Raw genomic sequence first — 25,874 nt, forward strand, 5'->3', positions numbered from 1 at the left:
CCGACTTGGCGGTATCTGGTCGTCAGCGTCGATAACTTAGATCAATCTAGCTGTTCATCAGAAGCCTTGTTGCTGTTTTTTATACCTTTTCCAGTCTTCCGCGATGTCGATATCAATCAGCTGCGGCAGAAGTGTCACGCGCGCATGTTCCGGCAGGTTGGACCACACATCCTCCATGGCGTGCGGTGTCGACCAGCGCACGTCTTTGAAGACGTCGGGGCTCTTGAGGCGTTCGCTCAGGCCGAGCAGCCAGAAACCGCCATCATCGGCCGGGCCGAAAACGAGCCCATTGCGCCGCAGTGAGGTGGCTGCCTGACGAAGGTGGGTATGGGTCATTTCCGGCGCGTCAGCGCCGACAAAAATGATGGGACCGTGCGGCGCTTCCATCATGGCGCGGGTCAACCGGTCACCAAGATTGCCCTTTCCCTGCGGATACCTGGAGATATGCGGTGGCCAGAGCCCGCCAAGCGTGTCGTCGAGGGCGCGGTATGGTTCGACGTACAAGCGCGTTTCCCAGGCGGTATCGCGGGCCGCTCTCATCGTCCTGGCGAGCGTAAAACGGGCGATGCGCCGCGCTTCGGTACCGCCCAGCCCGGCAGCAAGCCGTGTTTTCGACAAGGCTATGCGGGGCGGCTTTGCGAAGATAAGCAGGGTTGGTCTGGTCATAATCAGGACATGAAGGCCGGCAAGTGTTACAAGGAATCAGTGAGTAAGTTGGGACTTAAAGCATGAAACTCGTCAGACAATTCTGCATTCTGTCGCTGGCAATGGTGTCGCTATCGGCGTGTTTCCTGACGGAGACATCGCTCATCGATGAGGGGGAGGCTGTCCTTCCGGTGGATGGTGACATGGTGGTCTGCCTGAGCGAAGAGGACCCGTGCATTGATCTGGTGCGTCTGGACGATGGCTATTTCGCACAGTCGCCAGAAGACCCCGACGATACCTTCAAATTGCGCTTTGCGCCGCTCGCGCAGGTGGCGGGCAAGCAGGTTTTCCTCGCCGAAGCCGAACTCAACCAAGATGAGCAAACCGGTTATGCCTACGGTCTTGCCCGGCGCGTTTCAGAGCCGAATGCGCGCGGGGCAACCATGGACGTGGCGCCGCTCGATTGTGAAGATGCGAGTGAGAAATTGATGGCCAAGTTCCGGGCGAATGGCGGGACGGTTGAGGCCGGCAAGATCACCTCCTGCGCGCCCCAATCGCTCGCGCAGTTGAAAGACACCGTTCTCCTCATGCACCAAGAGGATCTCGCAGATGATGTCTGGTGGGCTGCGCAGGCGCGCGAGTTCTAATTGTATTTCGCTGCAAGCTTCTCCGGGCTGACGCCCAGAAGGTAACGCGTGATCAGGGAGGCATTGTGCCAGCTGCGCTTGCGCCAGCCGTCGCGCTCATATTTGGCGGCGGATGTCCTGGCTTCGGCGGACAGTATGGAAAAACGCTGCTTTCCGATCGCCTGAATGATGCGGACATCTTCCATCAGAGGCAGGTCTTCGTAGCCGCCCACCTCATCATAAAGCGCGCGGGGCAGGAGCAGGCCCTGGTCGCCATAGGGCAGGCCGAGCCAGCGGGCCCGGCGGTTGGCGCGGGCCGAGACATGTTTCGCCATCGGATGGTCTGAGCGAAAGGCGAGGGTGAAGACGGCTGCTTTGCCCGCGCGATCACGCATGTGATCGGCGACGCGTTCCGGCCAGTCGCGCGACAGGACAGTGTCAGCGTGCAGGAAGAGCAGCCAGTCTCCACGGGCCTTCTGCGCGCCCGCGATCAGCTGCTTCGCTCGACCCGGTTGGCTTTGGACAATCTCAGCGCCCGTGCCTTCGGCGATGGCGAGTGTCGGGTCCTGCGAGCCGCCGTCCGACACGATCAGCTCGCGCACCAGCCCGGCCTTGAGCCCCGGTATCAGCGCGTCAAGGCAGGCCGGCAGGTCTGCGGCGGCGTTCAGCGTTGGAATAATGATCGAAATCGGCGCGGCCATGGCGCTAGCTCATACAGCAATTCTTTCAAGGGTCGAGATGGTGCCGTGTCGCCGGAACAGTCGGCTCCATCTGGCGTTGTTAGATTGATTAACAAACAAACAGGAGCCCGAACTCATGAGCACGATCTATGAGACCCTCAAACAGGATCACGACCGTCACCGCAAAATGCTGTCCCTGATTGCCGACACGCACGGTGATTCAGAAGAGCGCCGTGAGGCATGGGACAAGTTTTACAATGATGTCAGCGCGCATGCGGCGGCTGAGGAAGAGACGTTCTATTCCAAACTGATTTCGAAAGAAGACGGTCAGCCGGAAGGCCGCCACTCCGTTGCCGAGCACAAGGAGCTCGACGACCTGATGGAAGAACTGAATGAAATTGAGTTCTCCAGCCCCGCCTGGCTCACCAAATTCAAGGACCTCAAGCACCGCTACGAGCACCATATTGACGAGGAAGAACAGGACATTTTCCCGGTCGCGAAAAAAACTATCGGTGACGATGGAACCGAAAAGATTGGATCGGCGTTTGAGACTCGTAAGGACGCTGAACTCGACCTTGTCGAAGAGAAGGCCGAGGAAAAGTTAGAAGAATAAATCCAGTTAGGACGAGGAGCCGGACCGAACATCCTGTAGACCGTCTTAGACCAGGGCAAGCAAAGTCCCCCTCCTTTGCCGCCCACATTAAAAGCCCGGTGCGTCACCCTCCCCCTCATCGACGCGCCGGGCTTTTTTCGTGCGCGAATGAAAGCTGAGACTAAGCCTATCGCCTAAAACTGGCTGCATTATTTCAGGGCCGTTGCCAGACGGCAGCATGGTTCTGAGAAATTAGAGGTCGTTCAATCGTTTCTGAATCTGCAACAGGTCGCGCCAGGCGCGGCTCTTTTCCGGTGGCCGCCGCAGCAGGAAGGCGGGATGGAACATCGGGAACATGGGCGCCTCAAAGCCGCCCGGTGTTGTCAGCCGTTGTTCGGTGCCGCGCAATTTCATGATGCCGTCGCGGGTCTGCAGCAGCGACTTTGCGGCGACGCCCCCGGCGACGATGACCAGCTTCGGTGCCCCAAGCTCCACCATCCGGTCAACGAAGGGCCGGCAGAGCTCCAGTTCCTCATCGGACGGGTTCCGGTTTCCGGGCGGGCGCCAGTAATTGACGTTCGTAATGAAAGTGTTCTGGGTGCGCGACAGGTTGATCGCCGCCAGCATCTTGTCGAGCAATTGCCCGGCACGGCCCACGAAAGGTAGGCCCTTGGCGTCCTCTTCGGCGCCGGGGCCTTCGCCGATCACCATGACCGGTGCGCCTTGCACGCCGTCAAAGCAGACCGTGTTGCGGGCGGATTCTTTCAGGATGCAGCCGTCGAAGCCTTCAATAGCCGCCTTCAGCGCATCCAGACTGTCGGCCTTTTTGGCCAGTTTACGCGCATCATTGACCCAGTCTTCATGCGTCTTGGCGCGTTTCAGGCGGCGCGGTTTCGGCGCGTCATCGCTGGCTGGAGGCGCTGTGGCGCGTGCCTCTGCCGCCTTCTTCAGCGCCCGCATTTCCACCTCATCGGTTTCCACGCCCATCTCGTCCCACCAGTCCTGGAGGGCTTTCAGCGCGAGAGAAGAATCAGGCTGGGGCATTGAGACCCTTTGGAATTCGGCTAAATCAAATGTAGACCGGGTGCGAAACATGTATAGGGCAGGCTGACACGCGCCGCCACAGCTGGGAGTTATTAGATGAGTGAAGCCGTAGAACGCGAATCAATGGAGTTCGATCTGGTGATCGTGGGGGGCGGACCTGCCGGTCTTGCCGCCGCCATTCGCGCCAAACAACTTGCCAATGAAGCCGGAGACGAACTGGAAGTCGTCGTTCTGGAAAAAGGCGGCGAGATCGGCGCACACATCCTGTCAGGCGTCGTGGTTGACCCGGTCGGTCTCGATTCGCTGGTTCCCGGCTGGCGTGAGCGCGATGATGCGCCGCTGAAAACCGAAGTCACAGGCGACAAGTTCATCTGGCTCGGCCCTAAGGGCTCAATGGATATCTCCTGGCTGCCAATGCCGGGCTATATGAAGAACCACGGCAATTATACCGGCTCGCTCGCCAATGTGACGCGCTGGCTCGGCCAGGAAGCTGAAAATCTCGGTGTGCAGGTTTTCCCGGGCTTTGCTGCCTCGGAAATCGTTTACGGCGACGCTGGCGAAGTCAAAGGCGTCGTCGCTGGCGTCATGGGCATTGCTGCCGACGGAACGCACAAGCCAGACTATGAGCCAGGCATGGAGCTGCTCGGCAAATATGTGCTCTTCGCTGAAGGCGCGCGCGGATCGCTGTCGAAACAGCTGATCGCGCATTACGACCTCTCTGAAGGCAAGGAGCCGCAAAAGTATGGCATCGGCCTGAAAGAGCTCTGGTCTGTGCCGGAAGAGAATTTCAAGGAAGGTTATGTCCAGCACACGCTTGGATGGCCGCTCGACGACAAGACCGGCGGCGGCAGCTTCCTCTATCACTTCCGTGATGGCGGTGAGCCTTTCGTCTCGCTCGGCTTCGTGGTTCACCTGAACTACAAGAATCCGTACCTGTCGCCGTATCAGGAACTGCAGCGCTGGAAGCACCATCCAGACATCCTGAAATATATCGAAGGCGGCAAGCGCGTCGGTTATGGCGCGCGGGCGATTGTCGAAGGCGGCTACCAGTCGCTTCCGAAACTGACCTTCCCGGGCGGCGCACTGATCGGTTGTTCGGCCGGTTTCGTGAACGTGCCACGCATCAAGGGCAGCCATAACGCCATCCTCACCGGCATGATGGGCGCGGAAGCCGCCGTTGCGGCGATCAAGGAAGGCCGTCAGGGCGATGAGCTCACCACCTATCAGACGGCCTATGAAGACTCGTCGGTTCGCAAGGAGCTGTTTGCGGTCCGCAATGTGAAGCCGCTTCTCTCCAAGATGGGCACAACGCTTGGCACGCTCATGGGCGGCGTCGAGATGTGGTGCACCAAACTGTTCGGCGGCTTCTCCTTCTTCGGCACCATGGGCCACGGCAAAACGGACGCTGCAGCGCTTCAGCCTGCGTCCAAGCACAAGCCGATCGATTATCCGAAGCCGGATGGCAAGATCAGCTTCGACAAGCTGACCAGCGTCTCCTTCACCAACACCAACCATGCCGAGAACCAGCCGGTCCACCTGATCGTCAAGGACATGGAGCTGCAGAAGCGCTCAGAGCATGACGTCTATGCAGGCCCATCGGCGCGTTATTGCCCCGCAGGCGTCTATGAGTGGGTAGAGGAAGAGGGCAAGGAGCCACGCTTCCAGATCAACTCGCAGAACTGCATTCACTGCAAGACGTGCGATATCAAGGACCCCAACCTGAACATCACCTGGACCACGCCGGAAGGTGGCGGCGGACCTGCCTATCCGAATATGTAGGATAGCGGTCTTTCGTCTTTTCTGGTGGGGGAAAGGATATGCAGAGTTTCGAATTCAAGGCGGCGGTCCTTGCGGGCCGCAAGCCGTGGACACTCGATAGCGGGCTCATCACGAAAGCGGGTGAGCCCTTCTGCGACCTTCGCCAGGTCGATCGTGCCCTGATTGCGGAAATGACGGTTCGTTACAATCACTCGGCATGGTTTGATTTGTTCGACGGCAAAAAGCGCTATCGGATCTCATGCAACCTGCCAGATGGCGATGAACACAATCTGGAATTCAAGCGCCTGGTCTCAGCGATTCTGGCTGACCTTGCTGAGCGTAAACCTGACTTGCCGGTCGCCTTTGGCGCGGGCGGCGGGGAGCGCACAGCGATGTTCACGATCGGCGTGCTGGCGTTCGTGTTCGGTGCATTCGTCCTGATCGCGCTGATGATGGGCGGCGTTCGAGACAGCAAGGCGATGCTCGCTCTGCTGTGCGGCGGCGGTTTTATGCTGTTCGGCGCCTGGACGGGCTGGTCGTCCAGGCCATGGGCCTCGCCGCCATCGCTACCCGTGAGTGCGGCCAGCGAAATTTTTGCGCGCCTCGCCGTGAAGGAAGAGCCATCCGGCGCTGAGGATCAGGGCGAACGTCCAGAACAGGATAAAGGGTAGGGCCCCGCCACCCGCTGCGCCAATGCTAGCGGCCACGCCGCAGACCACCGATAGCGACCACCACAGCACCGCAACTTCCTCATGAGCCCAGCCCCGCTTGATCAGGCCCTGATAGGCGTGATCAAGATGCGCCTCAAACAGGGGCTGGCCGTGCCGGGCCCGTGAAACAAGTGTCAGCAGCACGTCCACCAGGAAGGGCAGGGCCAGGGTCGCAACCGTCCAGACCGACAGGCCCGAGATCAAAGCGAGCGTTGCGAACATGGCGCCGACCCCGAAGGCGCCTGCGTCCCCGGCATAGAGCGTGCCGCGAAGGTTGTGGATCAGAAAAGCGCCAATCGCCGCGATCATGCAGACCAGGCCAAGCGGGAATCCGCCGCGCTCGGCCAGCATCAGGCTGAGACCGAGGCCGGCCAGCATGATGGCCAGACAGCCGAGCGACAGCCCGTTGCTGCCATCCATGAAATTCGCCGCGTTTACAAAAACGAGAAGCCACGCGGCGGATCCGGCAATCAGGATCGCGGGGGCCGTAATGCTTCCGAACGGCGATTCCAGCTCGCCCACTGCGACGCCGACCATGGGCGCTGCGACACACAAAACGATGAGGAGCGCCAGCTTCGTGACAGGGTTGAGCTCGATGAGGTCATCGGCTGCCCCGACGAGGCCGAATAGGAAGGACACGCCCACGGCGTACAGAACCTCCGGCACGCCGCCGGGCAGGAAGCTGCTGCCGATCCATTGCGGTGCAAAGGAATGAAGAACCCCGGCTGCCAGAACGGAAATCGCGATTGCCAAAAGCACGCCAAGGCCGCCCAGCCTCGGAATGGGCCGATCCTGAAGCTTGCGGCGGCCATCGGGCGCGTCAACAACGCCGGTATGCTTCGTCGCCTCGCAAAGCAGGTAGGACGCGGTGAAACTGATAGCGCAGAGGGCCAGGGCAACGATGATGATCATGATTACGCCCTGCCATTGAGCAGAGTCGCCTTCATCCACCAGTCCGGTTTGCGTGTTTGCAGCGAGCGTTCGGCGGATTTTGCATCAGCTGGGCTCGAAAACAGCACAAAACACGACGCGCCAGACCCGGACATCCGGGCGAGCAGGCATCCCCGCAAGGCGCGCAATTCGTCCAGCACCTCACCAATCACCGGCACCAGATCAATGGCTGGCGATTCAAGATCATTTCGTGTGTGCAGCGCCAACCACTGCGCGACCTCTTCGGCGGTCTCGAAAGGCGGCAGCTCTGCCAGCTGGAAACCATCCCCGCCGCCAGCCTTGTCATAGGCGTTGAAAACCGAGCCGGTCGGGCAGGGTGTGCCCGGATTGACCAGGAGTGCGGGAAGGGGCGGCAGGTCTGCCACCATCTCCAGGCGTTCGCCTTCCCCGCGCATTAGGCAGGCTTCGGAGCGGAAGCTGGCCGGAACATCCCCGCCGAGGCCCTGCGCGATCTTGAGGGCGACCGCATCCGTCAGCGTCCCGAGCTGTTTGAGCAATCTCAGCATTGCACCGGCATCCGCAGAGCCGCCGCCGAGCCCCGCCGCGACAGGTATCGCCTTGTGCAGGGTGATCGATTGCGGCGGTACGGTCAGGCCTTTGGCCTCGCAGGCGGAAATAGCGCGCAGGACCAGGTTCTCGGGCGATGACAGCTCAAGGCTGGCAAACGGACCTTTCAGGCTGAGACTAAGCTCGGTCGCCCGTCGCGCCTCGATCCGGTCAGCCGCTTCGGGGCCGGAGAAAACAACTAATGAATCAAGATCGTGGCGGCCATTTGCTTTCGCCTGGTCGACATGCAGGAACAGATTGACCTTCGCAGGTGCCAGCATCAGGGAAGTTGCGCCTGCTCATGCGTGTCCTCGGCAGGGCCGGTCAGTATCTTCCGTTGCAGCGTGTCGATCTGATCTTGCTCTTCGAGCAGAGAGATCGCCCGCTGCCACTGATAGCGCGCTTCCAGTTTGCGGCCAGCCATCCAGTAGGCATCGCCCAGATGGTCGTTGATTTCGGCCAGGCCTGGCTGAAGTTCCACCGCGCGCTCAAGATAGGAGATGGCCTCCTCATACCGCCCGGTCTTGTAGTAGGCCCAACCGAGACTGTCTGTGATCGCGCCGCTGCCGGGGCGAAGCGCGAGCGCCATACGGATCAGCTCCAGGCCCTCATCCAGATTGATGCCTCGATCCACCCAGCTATAGCCGAGATAATTGAGCACGTCCGGGGAGGTGCCGTTCAGCGCCTTGGCGGTCTTGAGGTCGGATTCAGCGAGCGGCCAGGAGCCCATTTCTTCATGGATAGCGCCGCGCGCAAAGTAGAGACGCCAGTCGGGTCTCTTCGCCTGCTTGTCGGCCGCGATCAGTTCGTCGAATACCTGCAGCGCTTCGCCGTAGCGGTCGAGCGCGCGAAGCAGGTCAGCCATCTGGATCTTGAGGTCACGGCCCGGATTGGTCTGGAGCGTTTTTGTGACAAGCTCATAGGCCTTGGCGTTCTGCTCGTCGCGGCGCAGTGCCCAGGCCAGTTGTCCGCGCGCCGATGTGTAATAGGGCGAGCTTGCCGGAATGGTTTCCAGCATGTCGATGGATTCGTCTCTGCGTCCGGCATGGTCCAGCGCGTCAGCCCAGAGGGCGCGCGCGGCGTGAAGGTCTGGGTCGAGGCGCAATGCAATCGAATAGTAGACGCCGGGCAGGTCGTTCTGGGACTGCGCTGCGAGTGCGGCTGCCGGCACATAGATTGAGAGCGCCGCCCCCTGACGAACACTCAAGCGCTGGATATCAGGCGTTTTGCCGGATTGCAGCGTTTCAATCAGCTGCGTGATGGCAGGATTGTGCCCCGCCGACGCGCGGAACCGGTCCAGGACGTCGATGGCTTTGGCCATTTCGCCGCGATTTGCGAGCAATCGGGCATAGCTGTCTGCGGCGGTGGCGACGAGCGTGCCGTTCGCGTCAATTCGGGCAAACGTCTTCACGGCGTCGTCGTCATTTCCCACGGCCGTTTCCATGAGGCCGAGCAGGTTCAGCACGATGGTGTCGAGATAAGGGTCGCCTTGCGATGCCGACAGCAGTTTGAGCTGCGCATCGCCGGGCTGGCCAAGCTCAATCAGCGCCCACGCTTCAAGCGATGTCATGATCAGGCTGTTGAACATGCCCGGATTGCTGCCCTCAAGAAAAGGGGCAACGCGATCCGCCTGGCCATTGATCAGCGCCTGAGCAGCCAGTGTCAGGCGCGGCAGGGTTGTCTCCGGCAGAATTTCGGCGCCGGTCTTGCTCGAGATGGACGCGGCGAGCGGGAAGTTGTTGGCGAGCAGCGCAGAGAAGACCGCGCGCTCCATGATCGACTGGTCATTCGGGCTGGAGCGAGCGACAAGGGCGTACTTCTCAGCGGCCTGGTCCGGATCGTTGATCAGGGACGCATAGCGCGCGACGAGGAACTGGCTGTAATCGTCCGCAATGGCATTTGTTTCAGCGTCGGCACGCGCGAGCGCCAGCCGCTGGTTGAGCGACGCGCGTGAGGTGTCCACGCTGGAGCACGATGCCAGGCTGGCACACGCTAAAATTAAGAAACTGACCCGATACATAACTGTCTTGTTGATGGGCGAAACTGACGCAGAACGCAATTTCTTCCAGCACATTTCTTAATTTTCAGACAGCAACGCCGAGATTAGATGTCCTGGCGGCCGATCTCACCTTCATCTCCAAGAGAGACTTTCGGCAGAGGCTGCTTCTCGGGCGGCGGGCCGGCAAGGCCATTATCGAGCTTGTCCTGGATCGCCGCGCGTTTTGTATCTGACGGATAATCGTTCAAAGCGTTTTGCCAGGCTGCGCGCGCCGCATCCTTGTCGCCAAGGTGCCAGTAGATGTCACCGAGGTGGTCCTCGATTTCCCAATGCAAATTCGGCGCGATCTCTTCGCGGCTCTGCTCGATGTAGCGTTTCGCCCCTTCAAGATCGCCGAGCTTGTATCGAACCCAGCCGAAGCTGTCGCTGATATACGGATCGGCTGGCGCCAGTGCATTGGCACGGGCCAGCACCCGGAACGCTTCTGCATACCGGTCTGTATGCTCGACCAGGAAATAGCCGAGCGTGTTCAGCATATAAGGGTCATTGGGCCGAGCCAGCGACTCGGTCCGGATGAGGCGAAGCGCTTCATCGATCTCGTCGGCTTCGGCGAGCGCATTGGCAAGCGCCATGCGCCGGTCGTGTGTGTCGTCGAGATTGCGAGCGGCCTTCGCGTGGAAGAGGGCCTGATCGAACTCGCCGAATTGCGCGTAAATCGCTGAACTTGTGCCATGAGCGCTGGCCCGCTCGGCATCTGTCAGGGCGAGATCCGGCGTCTTTTCGGCAAGATCGGTGGCCTTTTTCTTGTCGTCGAGCAGGGCATAGATCAACATCGCGCTGGAATACGTGCCGAGTTCTTCATCGGCTTCAGCCAGCCTGATCGCGTCATCCAGCGCGTCTTCCGATTTGCCCGGCTGTTCGAGCCTCAAATAGGATTGCGCCTGTGCTAGCTTCAGTCCGGCCGTCTGCTCGGGCGCGGCCTGCGCGAGGTGGATCGCCGCCGCGAACAGCGTCTCGTCATAGAGATCGCCGACAATGGCCAAGCGAAGGTCTTCATTCGTCGGATCATTGATCAGGGCAAGCTGGTCGAAGGCAGACTTGGTGTCATCAAAACCCCGCACGCGTTCGCCCATGAAGGCCGAGCGGATCAGCCGCTGATAGGAAAGGGCGAGCGAATAGTCGCTGAGGGAGCGGGCAAATGCGGCGGTTGGTGTGAGCGACTCGTCGTCAATCCCGCGGCCCGTTTCGATCTGCTCCAGGGCGGCGGCGAAGGATGCCGCTTCTTCGGGCTCGGCTTCGGCCAGGCGCGCATAGAGGTCTTTCGCCTCGTCAATCCTGCCAAGTTTGCGCAACAGGATCGCCTGACGCGCAATCACCAGCTTCACATGCCCGTACAACAGGTTCTGAGGGTCGAATTCGTGTTCGGGCGCGCGGATTTCCGTCGGCGTGATCGACGAATAGACGGCGAGCGCTTCCTGTTCGCGGCCAACAACTTCCAGCATGGCCGCCAGCGACAGGTCTCCTGTGAGCCCCGGCAAGGCTGAGCCAACCGAGCGATGCGCGTCCACCGCTGCATCTCCCTGACCATCCAGCGCAAGATACCAGGCCTGCAGAAAGCCGCCCATGATTGTCATGTCGTCGCTTTCCAGCGCCGTGTTCACCGTGTCCAGAGCGCGGTCATAATCGCCTGCGGCAGCAGCATCGATCGACAGAACGACCGCAGCAAATGGGCTGGGTCCACCGTCTCGCGCGGCATCGGTCTGCATCGAAGCGATGAAAGCTGCGATATCACCGGCTTTGACGGCGTCGACTGGCGACTCGTAGGCGAGCAGGCCGACCGGCTTTCCGTTCTCGCCGAGCACAGCCGTCGCCATCGCGGCTTCGGAAACGTCATAATCGCCGCTATAGGCCGAGAGCGCGCCGAGCACTTCCTGTTTTCGCGCATCGAATTCTGCTTGCTCGGCTTCGGTGAAATTCGAGCGGGCCGACTGGTTGGCGCAACCGGTGGCCAGAAGCGCAGCAATAAGGATAGCAGAGGATACGGTCGTCTTCATGAGAGGCCCTTCTAGATCGCCTTTGAGTGTGCCGACGCGGGGACGCAGTGTCCAGCTTACTCTATCTACTGCGACAAGTGTGGCATCAGTCTGACGAATAATGGATCAACTTGGCGCAAATATGCACGGCTCAGTAAGCGCGCTTCACACAAAAGTCAGCTAGGTCGCAAAGCAGGGTTTTCCACTGCGTATCCGGCAGATCTGACAGCGCAGACTTGGCGAGCGCGGCATAGGCTTCAGCTTCAGCAATCGTCGCTTCCGCCGCGCCAGTGGTGCGGATGAGATGGATGGCACGGGCCAGATCGCCCTCTTCCTGCGTCTCGATATTGAGGGCGCGCGCCCAGAAGGCGTGGTCTTCAGTTTTCCCACGCCGACGTGCGATGATCACGGGCAGGGTGACTTTGCCTTCGCGGAAATCGTCGCCGACGACCTTGCCGATGACAGAGGTCGTGCCGCCATAATCAAGCACGTCATCAACGATCTGGAAGACCAGCCCGAGATTCTTGCCATAGGAGGCGAGGGCGGCGGAATGCTCTTCGCTGCCGCCTGACAGGGCGCCGGCCCGGCTTGCCGCTTCAAACAGGGCGGCCGTCTTGGCTTCGATGATGGCGAGATAGTCTTCGGTCGGCAGGTCAAGCTTGCCCTGAGCCGCGAGCTGGCGAACCTCGCCTTCCGCAATCACGGAGGACGCGTTCGACAATATGCCGAGAATGTCCAGCGACCCGGTTTCCACCATCAGCGTGAAGGCGCGCGCGAACAGGAAGTCGCCGACCAGGATCGACGCGGAATTGCCCCAGACCGATTTTGCCGCCGGTTTGCCACGCCGCAGATCGCTCTCATCGACAACATCATCGTGAAGCAGTGTCGCCGTATGAATGAACTCGACCGCCGCGGCGAGCGCATGCGTGGAGTGTTTCGCCTTGCCGACCGCCTCGGCCGCCGCCAGCGTGATGATCGGACGCAAACGCTTGCCGCCGGCTGATACGATATAGTCTGACAGGTCAGGGATGATATCGACCGGGCTGGCCGCGCGGGCCTTCAGCAATTTTTCGACGGCGTCGAGATCGTCAGCGAGCAGGGATTGGAGCCGATCGACGACGGTCGCGTTCTTTCCAAGGTCACGTGCTGTTGCCGATATGCTCACGAGGGATTTCCTATTCCTGTCATTCTGACAATTCCATATGGATAACAGTCGGGCGAAGGTCCACCTCTGCGGTACAGAGCCGCATATAAAACAAGGTCGTCTATGGAAGAAGTGTTTCGCACCAATGATCCCGTCAAGTTAAGCTATATTCGTCATCTGATGGCGGAGGCGGGAATCGAAGTCTACGTCCTGGATGAGCATACCGCTTATATTGACGGTCGCGGCCCGATGGTGCCGATCCGTGTCGTCGTGCACGAAAATGATGCAGACCGCGCCCGGCGTGAGCTGAAAGATCTCGATCAGGATGGCTGACGACGCGTTCACACGCGATGCTTTTCTGGGGGGGCTGGTCACCGTCCTGCAGCCGAAAAAGGGCTTTCGCGCTGGCACGGACAGCGTGCTGCTGTCTGCTGCGCTCGATCCATCCATGACAGGCGAAGCGGCAGAGTTCGGCTGCGGCGCTGGTGGCGCGCTCTTTCCGGCGGCCTGGCGGCTTAAAAACGTAAGTTTTACAGGGCTGGAGCATGATCCTCTCATGCTGGACCTTGCCCGGCGAAGCATTGAAGAGAATGATCTTGGTGCCCGCGTCGAGGTTCAGCGCCAGAATGTCGGCGATATCCCGCATGACTGGGAAAACCGCTTCGACCTCGTCTTCTCCAACCCGCCTTTCTTCCGCTCCGGCTCAATCGTTCAGCCCGGTGAGCGCAAGCACGAAGCCTATCTGGAAAGCGTTTCCCTGAAAGACTGGATCTGGGGCATGCTGCACAGCCTCAAGCCGCGCGGACGCTTCGTGATGATCCACCGGGCGTCCGAGCTTGCCCGCATCCTTGCCCTGATTGAGCGGCGGACCGGACAGATCGAGGTGATGCCCGTGCGCTCTCATCCCGGCGCAGACGCCAAGCGCGTGATCGTGCGGGCGCGGAAGGGCCTTCGCTCTGGCGAGATGCGCCTGCTGAACGGCATCGATATCTACACCTCAAAAGGCGGTGAGCGCACGGCGCTGATGGAGCAGATTGCGCGCTCCGATGCAGGGCTGGACTGGGGTTGAGGTTGTCTTCGCTCGCATGGCTCGACGTCGCTCACCATGTCGACGAATTCAGACGCCTCATGAGGCCGCCATGGTGAGCGACGTCGAACCATAAGGCCGTGGCGCAGCGTGAAGGCTACTCGCAAACCTGACTTTAGCCCTCATCTATCGCGACAAAGGTGGGAGAAAGAGTGTAGGGTAGCTCCATGCAGGACTTTTTCACCATGCTGATGATCACCGGCGCCGTCCTTGGCCTCGCCATGGGCGCGCTCTCACACCCAAAATTCTACGCCGCCGTCTTCCGCAAGAAACGGGTTGATAGCGCGGACCACGAGCATTCGATAGATTAAGCGCTACGGGGTTCAGCGCTCGGGCAAATACAGGTTACCTTCGCGGTCAAATATGATTAGCGGACTCTGACCAGCCCATCTTGGATCGCTTCCAATGAGGTCATCTCCCACGAAAAAAACATGGCTTTTCGATTTCGCCGACACGTCGATTGGAATGTCTATTTGCGCTGCGTCAAGAACGGGATGGATTGAGTGCAGCGTGTCCATAGGGTGCAGTGCGGAAATGCACGCACTGAAGCCCTTGCGTCCCTCAGATGTATCAATTCTCCGGCGATAAGTATCAGCGGGGATCGCATCGGCGTTCATTTCCTTCGAACGCACGAGCAAAGGGAAGATATCGCGATAGGCTAGCCCATTAGACCGTACCGATGGGTCATATGGAGATATATGCCCTCCACCAGCGCGTCTAAGAGTTCCATAGAACCAGAAGTCCGAATTAAGATATGCTGATAAGGGCTTCTGACCGTAGACCTGCTCTAACTGTTGAGAAATATCTCGAACAAGGTCCCCTTGATTTTCAAGAGATACATAATAGCGATCGGATGGCGCGCCAACTTCGTCTAGAGCACTATTGATAACATCGTCAGGCACGGCAATGCGGCTTTCAGCAAGACAATCACCGGATGCGATGCCAAAGCCTTCGCCACGGCTTGCAACTCGTCGCTGAATTTCAGGCGCCTCATGAGAGTAGCTATATCCCCACGGACCTGGGAGCGCTCCAATCTGCTCAAAGGTCTTAGCGGCCGAATCCCGCCATTCGCGCCAAGCTGCTTCATCAGTCTTCGTCACGCTCGCCTTTACGAACTCGATCTTGGCAAGCGGACTCTCATAAGCGTCATCGGTCTTGTATCCCCAGCCAAAGCTCAGATCATTGATATCCTCAAACCAGATGGCGAGGGGTCTTAGATTGTCGGGAATGCGGCTTTCGCCCTTCCGCTCGCCAAACTTGATCGGCTGCCACTTCCAATCTTCGCACATATCGATTGTCACGAGGCCGATGACATGGCCGTCGCCCACCGGCTTGAACATGGTCATGGGGTGGTGTTCGTAGAACACGGTATCGGTCGTACCTGCATTACCGAACACAACGCCGCCACATCCCACCACATAATCAAAGCTGATCGGTTCGCCTGTTTTCTTGAGGATGAAGTCGGCCTTCATGCGGTAGAAGAAGGAGGGCGGTCGCTTGAACGTTCCTTCCTCCTGCATGGCGGAAGTTGACGGGCTCGCCGGCGAACACGCAGCAAGGCTGCAGGCCAGGACTGCTGATAGAAGGATGGAGTCGTGCACTATGGAGCCCGGCTGTGGATTGCTGCCGCCCATAAATCAACTCTGGATTAACGCCGCTCTAAGCTCGCCAGAAAATTCGCTCTCACATCCCCACAGTTGCGAAAAGGCCCGTCTGGCGGTAGGCGGTTGCGCTGGACTTCAGCTCTCGATTCAAGGCTTGCCATGTCAGCCCCGACCGCCCGTGAAAAACCCGCTTCCTTTCAGGATCTGATCCTGCGCCTGCAGGCCTATTGGGCCGCGCAGGGCTGCGCGATCCTGCAGCCTTATGACATGGAAGTTGGCGCCGGCACGCTGCATCCGGCCACAGTCCTGCGCGCGCTCGGGCCAAAGGACTGGCGCGCCGCTTATGTGCAGCCATCGCGCCGCCCGGCCGATGGCCGCTATGGCGAGAATCCCAACCGGCTCGGCCATTATTATCAGTATCAGGTCATCCTGAAGCCGAACCCGGCCAACCTGCAGGATCTTTATCTCAATTCCCTCTACGAGATCGGCATCGACCCGATGGTCCATGATATCCGCTTTGTGGAGGATGACTGGGAGAACCCGACCGTTGGCGCCTGGGGGCTTGGCTGGGAAGTCTGGTGCGACGGCATGGAAGTGTCCCAATATACCTATTTCCAGCAGGTTGGCGGGCTCGACGTCTTCCCGGTTTCCGGCGAGCTGACCTACGGCCTTGAGCGCCTCGCCATGTATGTCTTCGGCGTCGACAATGTCTATGACCTGCCATTCAACGACCCGGCCTCCGCCGTGCCGCTCTCCTATGGCGATGTCTTCCTGCAGAATGAGCGCGAGCAATCGGCTTTCAATTTTGAGCTGGCCGATGTGGAGATGCTGCAGACCTGGTTCACCGGCTGCGAGAAACAGTCCAAGGCCCTGCGCGAGGCTGGCAAGCCGCTGCCGGCCTATGACTATGCGCTGAAGGCGTCCCACGTCTTCAACCTGATCGATGCGCGCGGCGCGATTTCGCCGACCGAGCGTCAGGCCTTTATCGGCCGCGTCCGCGACCTCGCGCGCGGCGCCGCCGAGCTTTGGGCGAAGCAGGAAGAGGAGCGGGCGGCCTGATGATGCGCTCACTGGCATTTGCGTTGTTGCTAGCAGCGGCATCCTGCAGCGGTGGCGGCAGTGATGAAACCGCCACTGGCGCAGGCGAGACCGCCGAACCGGCCCCTGTCATCGCCGCCGACATGGCCATGCCTGTCGACGAACCATTCTGCGCCTTTTCGGCAGAAGGCAGCACGCCGGACGGAAACTACGTCTTCGTCACCAGTCTCGGCGATAGCGTCTATCACGGCTATGCCAAGCTCGACGGCGACGTCACGAAACTCACCGAAGTCGAGGCCGGCTTCGGCGCAGGCATCGAGACGCGCCGCTATGTCAACGATGATGAGAGCGTCGAACTCGAAGTGATCCTGCTGGAGGCAGGCGAAACGGATGCTGGCGTATCTTATACAGGCTCTGTGCGACCCATCTTTCCAGCCGAGGGCGATGCCGTGAAGTTTGAAGGTGCGTGCGCCTATGATGGAGCTGCAGATGAATAAAACGACCATCGCTTTTCTGGCCGCTGTGCTCTGGCCTGCGGCGGCTTGCTCGAATGAGCCGGACGCACCGACAGAGCCTGAGCCGCAATACAATACCAGCGTGGACGACCCGACTCCCCCGGCTGAAGATGTCGCCGCAACAGACCCGCAGGCGCTCGGGATCGGCGTCATCCACGAGCCCGATACGCTTGCCTATTGCACGCTCATGCAGGCTGCTCACGAATTCGTCTATGACGACCCGGCGACCTGGCGCTTTGTCTTTCTCAGCGAAGCGGAGGGCGATGAACCGCCGGCGCGGATCAAGATCAATGATGAGGTGCTCACCTTCAGCGAAGAGATGAGGACCGAGGACGCAGACGGCATAGAGACCTGGCGCTACCGCTCTGAGGAGCGCGGCATCCTCGTCGAATTGCAGCTGAAACCCGTCGATGGCGGGGTCGAGCACACCGATTACGAAGGCACGATGGCCATCATCGAGCCGGTCGAAACTGAGAAAATGGGCGTAAAAGGCAGTTGCGGCGTCTGACCGCCTGCGGCATCACGCTGACACGAAACACGGGACCATCACCACTTCATGGCTGAACTTCTCCTCGAACTCTTTTCGGAAGAGATTCCGGCACGCATGCAGGCCAAGGCCGAGCGCGATCTTCGCGATGCGCTGACCAAGGGGCTGACCGATGCCGGCGTCGAGTATGGCGAGGTCACGGCGCTGTCCGGGCCGCGCCGGCTCGCCGTAGCGATTGACGGGCTGCCGGAAAAATCGGCCGATGTCAGCGAAGAGAAGAAGGGCCCGAAAGTCGGCGCGCCGGACCAGGCCGTCCAGGGCTTCCTGCGCGGGGCAGGGCTCTCTTCGGTCGATGAAGCCGAGGTGCGGAGCGACCCGAAAAAGGGCGATTTTTACGTCGCCGTGCGCGAAATCCCGGGCCGCCCGCTCGAAGACATCATTGCAGACCTCGTGCCGGAAATTGTGCGCGGCTTTCACTGGCCAAAGTCGATGCGCTGGGGCCGGGGCGAACTTCGCTGGGTGCGCCCTCTGCAGAGAATTGTCTGCGTTTTCAACGGCAAGACGGTCGAGTTTGAGATTGACGGTCTGACGTCCGGAAACGAGACAGAAGGACACCGCGTCCAGGGGCGCGGGCCATTCACTGTCTCGTCGCTGGACGAATACCGCACCAAGCTGCAGCAGGAAGGCTCTGTTGTCCTGTCACGCGAAGACCGCCGCCTGCTGATTGAAGAACAGGCCCACAAGGTGTGCGCCGAGGCGGGTCTCGAACTCGTCGAGGACAAGGGCCTGCTGGAAGAAGTGACCGGCCTCGCCGAGTGGCCGGTGGTCATTCTCGGCGATATGGACCCGGCCTTCCTCGACCTGCCGGGCGAAGTCGTGCAGCTCTCCATGCGCACCCACCAGAAATATTTCGCCGTGCGCGACCCGAAGACCGGCAAGCTCGCGCCGAACTTCGTCGTGGTCGCCAACGTTGAAGCGAAAGATGGCGGCAAGGCCATCGCGGCGGGCAATCGCAAAGTGCTCTCGGCCCGCCTCGATGATGCGCGCTTCTTCTGGGACAATGACCGCAAAACCCCGCTTGAGGAGATGGCGAAGAAGCTCAAGGCCATCGACTTCAAGAAGGAGCTGGGCTCCATCGCCGACAAAGTCGACCGCGTGGCAGCGCTCGCCCGTGAGCTCGCCCCGAAAGTCGGCGCTGACCCGGACCTTGCAGAAAAGGCGGCCAGATTGGCGAAAGCGGACCTTGTGTCCGAAATGGTCTTTGAGTTTCCCGAATTGCAGGGCGTGATGGGCCGCTACTATGCGCTGGAGCAGGGCCTTGCCCCCTTCGACCGCTCCGCGGCCACTTCCCCCGCCAGCGGGGGAAGAGAGGACCAGGCCGCAAGCACGCCTCCCCCGCCCGCGGGGGAGGTGCCGGCAGGCGGAGGGGGGCTGCTTAGCGGCCTCGAAGACGCTGACGTCCGCAAGATCGCCGATGCCATCGCCATGCATTACAAGCCGCAAGGCCCATCAGACGAGGTGCCGACCGAACCCGTCAGCATCGCCGTGGCGCTCGCCGACAAGCTCGACACGCTGGTCGGCTTCTGGGCCATCGACGAGAAACCGACTGGCTCGAAAGACCCGTTCGCGCTCCGCCGCGCCGCGCTGGGTGCCGTGAGGATCATTCTGGAGAATGATATCAGACTAAGTCTGCTGAACGTCGGCTATTTGGTACAGGATCGATTTTCGAAGTTTGTTACGCCCGACATGGCACTTTTTGCCGCTTCCGATGTAATAACTGAACCCGAGCTCAAAAAACCTACCCGCAATCCGGGCGCACTTATTAGTTACATTAAAGAACGCACCAAAAACGCGAGATACTTTACCTATTGGAAGGCGATTGACGACCTCCTCGCCTTCTTCGCCGACCGCCTGAAACAATACCTCCGCGATGCGGGCGCGCGCTACGATCTCATCGACGCGGTCTTCGAGCTCGGAGAGGACGATCTCGTGCTGATCGTGAAGCGGGTCGAGGCGCTCGGTGCCTTCCTTGAGACCGAAGATGGCGCGAACCTTCAGGCGGGCTACAAGCGCGCGGTGAACATCCTCAAGGCCGAGGAGAAGAAGGACGGCACGGAATTCTCCGGCGCGCCGGACAAATCCCTGTTTGAGCAGGATGAGGAGAAGGCGCTCTACGCGGCCATCGATGCCTCCACCGCAGAGGCGGATGATGCTCTGGAGGCCGAGGATTTCGAGAAGGCGATGGCGGCGCTGGCCAAACTCCGCGCGCCCGTCGATGCGTTCTTCGAAGAGATCCAGGTTAATGCCGAGAAACCAGAATTGAGGCAAAACCGCCTCTTGATTCTGAATTCCATTCGTGACGCTTTGCATCGCGTCGCCGATTTTTCCAAACTGGCGGCATAATCTTCCGGGGGCGTATCCATGTTGATTCTTCCGCTCCTGATCGGCCTTCTGGCCTTATGGATGTGGAGCCTTGTCAAAATGCCTTCCAAGCAGGCACGGGACATTTTTGAAGCGAACGGGCCGACGCCGTCTGAGGTGTCAGACCTCGACCGCGCTTTCGTGCTCGACCTGCACCGGCGTTTTGGCGCAGCAGACTTCAGACTGAAGGCTGTCCGGGGACGCCAGCTTGATCCTGAAATCGCGGAAAAATTTGGCGTGAAACCTGCAAGCCTGGACGACCAAACTGAGTTGGGGGTCCGTTTGCCGCATCTGAAACTTCTGGTGTCCTTTGAACCCGGACGCTATCGCCTTACACACGACGCTGCGCGATTGGCCCAAAGCCTCGCCACCAAAGAATTAAGTCTGGAGAATGCAAATCATGGCTGACAGTGCTGACACGATGACCAAGGATCAATGGGTGTATTCCTTCGGTGGTGGCACAGCTGATGGCGACACCACGATGAAGAACCTGCTTGGCGGCAAGGGCGCGAACCTCGCAGAGATGGCGCGCCTCGGCCTTCCGGTTCCTCCGGGCTTCACGCTCACAACGGCAGTCTGCACCGCCTATTATGATCTTGGCGAAAAATATCCCGACGGTCTGGAAGCGCAGGTCGATACCGCGCTGAAGGCCGTTGAAGCCGAGACCGGCAAAGTGTTTGGCGATGCGGACAATCCGCTTCTGGTGTCCGTGCGCTCAGGCGCGCGCGCCTCGATGCCGGGCATGATGGATACGGTTCTGAACCTCGGCCTGTCGGAAGTGACGGTGAAAGGGCTCGCCAAGAAAGCCGGTGAGCGCTTTGCCTATGATTCCTATCGCCGCTTCATCCAGATGTATTGCAATGTCGTGCTCGGCCTGAAGCATGACACGTTCGAACATATCCTCGACGACTATAAAGAGCGTCAGGACTATAGCCTCGACACCGAGATGACGGCCGATGACTGGAAAGAGATCATCAGCCAGTACAAGGCCGCCGTGAAGAAACAGCTCGGCAAGCCGTTCCCGGATGATCCGCGCGAACAGCTTTGGGGCGCGATCGGCGCCGTTTTCGGCTCATGGATGAATGACCGCGCCATCCTCTATCGCAAGCTGAATGACATCCCTGCGGCCTGGGGCACGGCGGTCAACGTCCAGTCCATGGTGTTCGGCAATATGGGCGACACCTCGGCGACCGGCGTTGCCTTCACGCGTGACCCGTCGACCGGTGAGAAAGTCTTCTATGGCGAATTCCTCGTGAATGCGCAGGGCGAAGACGTTGTGGCCGGTATCCGCACGCCGGCCCCGATTTCCCGCTCTCGCGCTGAGGCGCTGTCGTCGGAAGAGCTGCCGCTCGAAGACGCGATGCCTGCGGTTTACGAAGAACTGGTGGCGGTCGCTGAAAAGCTCGAAAGCCACTATCGCGACATGCAGGACATCGAGTTCACGGTCGAAGACAACAAGCTCTACATGCTGCAGACGCGGAACGGTAAGCGCACCGCCGCTGCAGCTCTGAAGATTGCCGTCGACATGGCGCAGGAAGGGCTCATCAATGAGGAGGAGGCTGTCCTCCGCCTGATGCCGAACCAGCTCGACCAGCTGCTCCATCCAACCATTGCACCGGACGCAAAACGCGACGTCATCGTCAAAGGCCTGCCGGCCAGCCCGGGCGCCGCTGTCGGCAAGGTGGTGTTCGATTCCGATGAGGCTGCGGCGCTCGCCGAGAAGGGCGAAGACGTCATTCTCATGCGCGTCGAGACGAGCCCGGAAGATATTCACGGCATGCATGCCGCCCGTGCCATCGTGACGTCTCGCGGGGGTATGACCTCTCACGCCGCTGTTGTCGCGCGCGGCATGGGTCGTCCCTGTGTCTGCGGCGCTGGTGGTCTCCAGATCGACCCGGCCAATGGCACTTTCCGCTCCGGCGGCCGCGAGTTCAAGAAAGGCGACGTCGTCACGATTGACGGCGCAGAAGGCGAGGTTCTCCTCGGCGCCATCGAGATGGTGAAGCCGGATCTGTCCGGTGATTTCGGCAAGCTCATGGAGTGGGCTGACCGCGCGCGTAAACTGAAAGTGCGCACCAACGCCGAAACCCCGCACGACGTCGAAACCGCTAAGCAGTTCGGCGCGGAAGGCATTGGCCTTTGCCGCACAGAGCATATGTTCTTCGACGCCGAGCGGATCCCTGTGGTTCGCTCCATGATCCTGGCTGGCGACAAGAAGGGCCGCGAGGCCGCGCTGTCCAAGCTGCTGCCGATGCAGCGCGAAGACTTCGCGGAGATTTTCCGCATCATGGAAGATCGTCCTTGCACGATCCGCCTGCTTGACCCGCCGCTTCACGAATTCCTGCCTCACTCGGAAGACGAGATGGCCGAAGTTGCCGCTTCAGCGGGCGTAGATGTGGCGGTTCTGAAACGTCAGGCTGATGATCTGCACGAGAGCAATCCGATGCTGGGTCACCGGGGCTGCCGCCTTGGTATCACCTATCCGGAAATCTACGAGATGCAGGCGCGCGCCATCTTTGAGGCGGCTGTGCAGATTGCCAAGGAAACCGGCTACAGCCCGGTACCGGAAGTGATGATCCCGCTGGCCGCGACCAAGAAGGAAATCGATATCCTGAAGGCGCGCATCGACGCGACGGCAAAAGCGGTGTTCGAAGAGACGGGCACGACGCTGGAATATCTTGTCGGCACCATGATCGAGCTACCGCGTGCCGCGCTACAGGCTGGCTTTATCGCTGAGTCTGCAGCCTTCTTCTCTTTCGGGACGAATGATCTGACACAAACGACGCTCGGCATCTCCCGTGATGACGCGGCGCGCTTCCTCAAGGCCTATGAAGAGCAGGGCATCTACGAGAAAGACCCGTTCGTGACGCTGGATCAGGATGGCGTTGGCGAACTCGTCAAAATTGCTGCTGAACGGGGCCGCAAAACCCGTCCGGATATCAAGCTTGGTATCTGCGGCGAGCATGGTGGTGACCCGGCATCTGTCATCTTCTGTCACCATCTGGGACTCGATTATGTCTCGTGTTCGCCGTACCGTGTGCCCATTGCCCGACTCGCGGCCGCACATGCTGCATTGCAGCAAAACGAGGACTGATGAGGGGTCAATTTCGGTGATTTAGCGGGGCTGGAGCGTGATTCAGACCCCGTAAAACCGTTGTATTTCAGCAACACTCTGTTTCGGTGGCGAAATTGAATGGCTGTTCATCTGCCCCTTTGAGCAGTTGAATCGTTACAATTTTTTGCATTTCCGTAGCTCGGCCTAAACGGCCGTGTCCCATAATGGGTTCCAAAGCCTACAGAAATGTAAGTCTGCAAATCGGCGATTTGATTGCTATGTGCCGCTCGAGTTTAATATTTAGTCCAAACGAGAAGCCGGAGACATCAGGGAATTAGCGGGGGGGCCAGTTTGGCCTGATAACTGCTTGGATGGCTCAAACCGGTAACTAGAGGGGACAGGTGATGTCACTCAGAACGGCAAAACAAAGCCCGCGTATTTTCGCGGACACGTCACTCCGCGGCAAAGTCAGCCGTTGGTGGATGGACAAGACCAACGCCGAACAGCGCACCTATGTCATGCGCTCGGCTCTGGTCTCGACGCTGGCTGCAGGCCTGATTGTCGCGCTTCCAATGATTGCCTCGATCAACACGCAAAAGCAGGCAGAAGCTGAGTACCGTGCTCAGACTGAACGCTTCGCTGCCGCGCAGGATGCCGGTGAGGCCGTTCGGTCCGATCCAGAAGCGCCGGAACTCATGCGCCACGAATGGCTGCGCAATGTCGAGTTCTCGCTCGAGCGCAATCCGGACGAGGCGCTCAGCCGCTATGGTGGTCTTGAGCGTGACTCTGCGGTTCTGGCCGGCATGAAGAGCTTTGATCCCATTCACCTCGACAAGGCGGAAGATATGAGCCGCCAGATGAAATGTCTGGCCGAAGCGGTATATTATGAGGCTCGCAGCGAAACCACATCCGGTCAGCTGGCGGTTGCCGAAGTGATCATGAACCGCGTCCAGGATCATCGCTATCCGAACACGGCTTGCGATGTTGTCTACCAGGGCGCAACCCGCACCACGGGTTGTCAGTTCACCTTCACCTGCGACGGTGCACTGGCCCGCAAACCGCGCGGTTCGAAGTGGGAGGCGGCGAAAGCGATCGCTGCGCACATCTATCTCGGACTGGATGAGCAACGCACCCATGGGGCGACGCACTATCACGCGACCTATGTGAACCCTGTCTGGAATTCCGGCCTCATCAAGACGTCGAAGATCGGCACGCACATCTTCTACCGGTTCCCGCGCGGGGCCGAGTGGGCAAGTGCCCGCGCCGCCCAACAGGCCCGCTTTGACCGCGAAGCTTCAGGCGATGCCGGTGCAAGCTCGACACTCGTGACCATCACGAATGAGGACGACACCGCAGACCTGAATGCCAAGTCGCTCAGCGTTCTCAGCCCAGCGCCGTAAGGTCAATAATTTATGAGTGAAGAAAGTCTGTTTGAGGCGGTCGACACTTATATCAACAGCCTGTTTGTGGAAGATGATCCGGTGCTGGAGCGCGCCATTGAGCGTTCGACCGCAGCCGGTCTTCCTGAAATCCAGGTGTCGCCCGGACAAGGCAAACTCATCTACCTGCTGGCCAAGATGATTGGCGCCAAACGTGTTCTCGAAATTGGCACGCTGGGCGGCTACTCGACCGTCTGGCTCGGGCGGGCGCTCCCCGAAGACGGCAGGATCACCACTGTTGAGCTAGAGCCTGCGCATGTGAAAGTTGCGCGCGAGACCCTGGAAGATGCCGGCCTTTCGGCCCGCTGTGAAGTGGTTGAAGGCAAGGCGCTTGATGTGATGAGCGGCCTCGAGCCGAGTTTCGACATGGTCTTTCTCGACGCCAACAAGGACGGCTATCCGGCCTATCTCAAACAGGCGGTTCGCCTGACGCGACCGGGCGGCCTGATCGTGGCCGACAATGTCGTGCGGGAGGGCGCGGTGCTGAAGCCATCCTCCGTCGATGCGAATGCGATTGGCGCAGCCGCCTTCAACCAGGCGCTCGCTAGTCATCCCGAATTGGAAGCGATCGTGCTCCAGCAGGTCGGCATCAAGGGGCATGACGGGCTCGCCGTTGCTCGCGTGAAAGACTGACTGATCCGTCTGGCTATTCTCGCGGGCCGAGCGTCTTCTCCAGCTGTTTCTTTAGGCGCTTGGGCATGAAGCGCGCTGCAAAGCGGGTTCGTTCGGCCATCTTGCCGGCCATGTAGTGGACGTCCTTGCCATGGGCGGCGTCCCAGGCGCGCTCTGCGGCAAGCTCGACCGGGTAGACCTCCGAGCCGGACTCCCTCAGCTGGTCGCTCATCTTTACATTGGCGCCTTCCTTGGTGCCCATGTCGAGGATCGGCGTGTCGATGAACCATGGCATCAGCGTCGTGACGCGAATGCCGATATTGGAGAACTCGATGTCGAGGGCTTCTGTCAGGCCGCGTACCGCAAATTTCGAAGCGACATAGACGGCGAGTTTTGGCGCGCCGAACACACCTGCTGTCGACGCGGTATTCACGATACGCGCGCCCGGCGTCTGGCGCAGCAGGGGCAGCCCGGCCTGTACGCCATTGATGACGCCCTTCACATTGATATCGATGATGGCGTCATTGTCGTCGCCGGAAATATCCTCGAACCAGCCATGCCGGCCGATCCCCGCATTGTTGAACAGCACGTTCAGGCGGCCATCGGTTGCTTCACCAAACGCGTCCATGCAGCGCTTCCAGTCATCCCGGTTGCGCACATCGAGTTTGTCCCAGATGCAATTCTCCTCGCCGATCTCTGCTGCGACTGATTTCAGGCCGGCTTCGTCAATGTCGTAGAGGCCCACAAACCAGCTTCGGTCAGCGAACAGTTTCGCGGTTGCTGCGCCGATGCCGGAGGCCGCGCCCGTGATGAAAATGCTTTTTCGGCCGATACACTCGCCCATATCCTTCTCCTCCTGTTTGCCGCCGTTTCTTATAGTCGGCGATC

The 25,874-nt window shown here is 60.0% G+C and carries 25 protein-coding genes; 15 read left to right on the forward strand and 10 right to left on the reverse strand.

Annotation, left to right across the window (positions count from 1 at the left end; translation table 11 throughout):
- Positions 1 to 57: 57 nt before the first annotated feature.
- On the reverse strand, positions 58 to 666 hold the full coding sequence (locus WNY37_RS07705; RefSeq protein WP_342972882.1) for a TIGR04282 family arsenosugar biosynthesis glycosyltransferase: 609 nt from the start codon (positions 664 to 666) through the stop codon (positions 58 to 60).
- Positions 667 to 728: 62 nt separating this feature from the next.
- On the opposite strand from WNY37_RS07705, the gene WNY37_RS07710 reads away from it, so the two are divergent.
- Entirely contained in the window at positions 729 to 1,292 is a 564-nt protein-coding gene (locus tag WNY37_RS07710; protein ID WP_342972883.1) for a hypothetical protein, read from the forward strand.
- On the opposite strand, the gene WNY37_RS07715 is transcribed toward WNY37_RS07710, so the two are convergent.
- Entirely contained in the window at positions 1,289 to 1,972 is a 684-nt protein-coding gene (locus WNY37_RS07715) for a TIGR04283 family arsenosugar biosynthesis glycosyltransferase (protein ID WP_342972884.1), read from the reverse strand. The two genes, WNY37_RS07710 and WNY37_RS07715, sit on opposite strands and share 4 nt — an antisense overlap.
- Positions 1,973 to 2,087: 115 nt before the next feature.
- Between WNY37_RS07715 and WNY37_RS07720 the strand changes: the two genes are divergently transcribed.
- The gene (locus WNY37_RS07720; RefSeq protein ID WP_342972885.1) at positions 2,088 to 2,564 is read left to right on the forward strand and encodes a hemerythrin domain-containing protein; all 477 of its coding nucleotides are present in this window, start codon (positions 2,088 to 2,090) and stop codon (positions 2,562 to 2,564) included.
- 231 nt (positions 2,565 to 2,795) lie between these two features.
- Here WNY37_RS07720 and WNY37_RS07725 read toward each other — a convergent pair whose 3' ends face one another.
- Positions 2,796 to 3,587 carry a uracil-DNA glycosylase gene (locus WNY37_RS07725; RefSeq protein WP_342972886.1) on the reverse strand — a complete coding sequence of 264 codons (792 nt, stop codon included), beginning with the start codon at positions 3,585 to 3,587 and terminating at the stop codon, positions 2,796 to 2,798.
- A 96-nt stretch (positions 3,588 to 3,683) separates the two neighbouring features.
- Between WNY37_RS07725 and WNY37_RS07730 the strand changes: the two genes are divergently transcribed.
- Together WNY37_RS07730 and WNY37_RS07735 are read left to right on the forward strand one after the other, a co-directional pair.
- Positions 3,684 to 5,366 carry an electron transfer flavoprotein-ubiquinone oxidoreductase gene (locus WNY37_RS07730; RefSeq protein WP_342972887.1) on the forward strand — a complete coding sequence of 561 codons (1,683 nt, stop codon included), beginning with the start codon at positions 3,684 to 3,686 and terminating at the stop codon, positions 5,364 to 5,366.
- 38 nt (positions 5,367 to 5,404) lie between these two features.
- Positions 5,405 to 6,016 carry a hypothetical protein gene (locus WNY37_RS07735; protein ID WP_342972888.1) on the forward strand — a complete coding sequence of 204 codons (612 nt, stop codon included), beginning with the start codon at positions 5,405 to 5,407 and terminating at the stop codon, positions 6,014 to 6,016.
- Here the strand turns inward: WNY37_RS07735 and WNY37_RS07740 are convergent.
- The 5 genes from WNY37_RS07740 to WNY37_RS07760 all read right to left on the reverse strand — a co-directional run bounded on the left by WNY37_RS07740 (position 5,912) and on the right by WNY37_RS07760 (position 12,749).
- Positions 5,912 to 6,967: a hypothetical protein gene (locus WNY37_RS07740; RefSeq protein WP_342972889.1), complete on the reverse strand. Its 1,056-nt coding sequence runs from the start codon at positions 6,965 to 6,967 to the stop codon at positions 5,912 to 5,914. The genes WNY37_RS07735 and WNY37_RS07740 overlap by 105 nt on opposite strands.
- Positions 6,968 to 6,969: 2 nt before the next feature.
- The gene (locus WNY37_RS07745) at positions 6,970 to 7,833 is read right to left on the reverse strand and encodes a 4-(cytidine 5'-diphospho)-2-C-methyl-D-erythritol kinase (protein ID WP_342972890.1); all 864 of its coding nucleotides are present in this window, start codon (positions 7,831 to 7,833) and stop codon (positions 6,970 to 6,972) included.
- A complete protein-coding gene (locus WNY37_RS07750; RefSeq protein WP_342972891.1) occupies positions 7,833 to 9,515 on the reverse strand; it encodes a tetratricopeptide repeat protein in 1,683 nt (560 codons plus the stop codon). The genes WNY37_RS07745 and WNY37_RS07750 overlap by 1 nt, the downstream gene beginning before the upstream one ends.
- Positions 9,516 to 9,655: 140 nt before the next feature.
- Positions 9,656 to 11,605 (reverse strand): tetratricopeptide repeat protein, encoded by a 1,950-nt coding sequence (locus tag WNY37_RS07755; protein ID WP_342972892.1) that lies wholly within the window; start codon positions 11,603 to 11,605, stop codon positions 9,656 to 9,658.
- Positions 11,606 to 11,735: 130 nt separating this feature from the next.
- Complete coding sequence (locus tag WNY37_RS07760; RefSeq protein ID WP_342972893.1) at positions 11,736 to 12,749, reverse strand: polyprenyl synthetase family protein; 1,014 nt, start codon at positions 12,747 to 12,749, stop codon at positions 11,736 to 11,738.
- A gap of 102 nt (positions 12,750 to 12,851) precedes the next feature.
- Between WNY37_RS07760 and WNY37_RS07765 the strand changes: the two genes are divergently transcribed.
- From WNY37_RS07765 to WNY37_RS07775, 3 genes are all read left to right on the forward strand, one after another.
- The gene (locus tag WNY37_RS07765; protein WP_342972894.1) at positions 12,852 to 13,061 is read left to right on the forward strand and encodes a DUF2007 domain-containing protein; all 210 of its coding nucleotides are present in this window, start codon (positions 12,852 to 12,854) and stop codon (positions 13,059 to 13,061) included.
- Entirely contained in the window at positions 13,054 to 13,797 is a 744-nt protein-coding gene (locus WNY37_RS07770; RefSeq protein WP_342972895.1) for a methyltransferase domain-containing protein, read from the forward strand. The genes WNY37_RS07765 and WNY37_RS07770 overlap by 8 nt, the downstream gene beginning before the upstream one ends.
- A gap of 185 nt (positions 13,798 to 13,982) precedes the next feature.
- Complete coding sequence (locus tag WNY37_RS07775; protein ID WP_342972896.1) at positions 13,983 to 14,126, forward strand: hypothetical protein; 144 nt, start codon at positions 13,983 to 13,985, stop codon at positions 14,124 to 14,126.
- 12 nt (positions 14,127 to 14,138) lie between these two features.
- Here the strand turns inward: WNY37_RS07775 and WNY37_RS07780 are convergent, their stop codons facing one another.
- Positions 14,139 to 15,449 carry a hypothetical protein gene (locus tag WNY37_RS07780; RefSeq protein WP_342972897.1) on the reverse strand — a complete coding sequence of 437 codons (1,311 nt, stop codon included), beginning with the start codon at positions 15,447 to 15,449 and terminating at the stop codon, positions 14,139 to 14,141.
- 129 nt (positions 15,450 to 15,578) lie between these two features.
- Here WNY37_RS07780 and WNY37_RS07785 point away from each other — a divergent pair, with 129 nt between their 5' ends.
- The 8 genes from WNY37_RS07785 to WNY37_RS07820 all read left to right on the forward strand — a co-directional run bounded on the left by WNY37_RS07785 (position 15,579) and on the right by WNY37_RS07820 (position 25,007).
- A complete protein-coding gene (locus WNY37_RS07785) occupies positions 15,579 to 16,478 on the forward strand; it encodes a glycine--tRNA ligase subunit alpha (protein ID WP_342972898.1) in 900 nt (299 codons plus the stop codon).
- Positions 16,478 to 16,954, forward strand: a complete 477-nt coding sequence (locus WNY37_RS07790; protein ID WP_342972899.1) for a hypothetical protein — start codon at positions 16,478 to 16,480, stop codon at positions 16,952 to 16,954. Before WNY37_RS07785 ends, WNY37_RS07790 begins: the two co-directional genes overlap by 1 nt.
- The gene (locus WNY37_RS07795) at positions 16,947 to 17,480 is read left to right on the forward strand and encodes a hypothetical protein (RefSeq protein WP_342972900.1); all 534 of its coding nucleotides are present in this window, start codon (positions 16,947 to 16,949) and stop codon (positions 17,478 to 17,480) included. Before WNY37_RS07790 ends, WNY37_RS07795 begins: the two co-directional genes overlap by 8 nt.
- A 48-nt stretch (positions 17,481 to 17,528) precedes the next feature.
- Positions 17,529 to 19,862 carry a glycine--tRNA ligase subunit beta gene (gene glyS, locus WNY37_RS07800; RefSeq protein ID WP_342972901.1) on the forward strand — a complete coding sequence of 778 codons (2,334 nt, stop codon included), beginning with the start codon at positions 17,529 to 17,531 and terminating at the stop codon, positions 19,860 to 19,862.
- Positions 19,863 to 19,880: 18 nt separating this feature from the next.
- Positions 19,881 to 20,288, forward strand: coding sequence for a hypothetical protein (locus WNY37_RS07805; protein WP_342972902.1), 408 nt, complete (start codon positions 19,881 to 19,883; stop codon positions 20,286 to 20,288).
- Complete coding sequence (gene ppdK / locus WNY37_RS07810; RefSeq protein WP_342972903.1) at positions 20,281 to 22,974, forward strand: pyruvate, phosphate dikinase; 2,694 nt, start codon at positions 20,281 to 20,283, stop codon at positions 22,972 to 22,974. The genes WNY37_RS07805 and ppdK overlap by 8 nt, the downstream gene beginning before the upstream one ends.
- Before the next feature lie 365 nt (positions 22,975 to 23,339).
- Complete coding sequence (locus tag WNY37_RS07815; protein ID WP_342972904.1) at positions 23,340 to 24,335, forward strand: cell wall hydrolase; 996 nt, start codon at positions 23,340 to 23,342, stop codon at positions 24,333 to 24,335.
- Between the two features lie 12 nt (positions 24,336 to 24,347).
- Positions 24,348 to 25,007 carry an O-methyltransferase gene (locus WNY37_RS07820; protein ID WP_342972905.1) on the forward strand — a complete coding sequence of 220 codons (660 nt, stop codon included), beginning with the start codon at positions 24,348 to 24,350 and terminating at the stop codon, positions 25,005 to 25,007.
- A gap of 13 nt (positions 25,008 to 25,020) precedes the next feature.
- On the opposite strand, the gene WNY37_RS07825 is transcribed toward WNY37_RS07820, so the two are convergent.
- Positions 25,021 to 25,830, reverse strand: coding sequence for an SDR family oxidoreductase (locus WNY37_RS07825; protein WP_342972906.1), 810 nt, complete (start codon positions 25,828 to 25,830; stop codon positions 25,021 to 25,023).
- Between the last annotated feature and the right edge of the window lie 44 nt (positions 25,831 to 25,874).

It is taken from the genome of Henriciella sp. AS95 (genome assembly GCF_038900055.1).
Classification (GTDB): Bacteria; Pseudomonadota; Alphaproteobacteria; order Caulobacterales; family Hyphomonadaceae; genus Henriciella.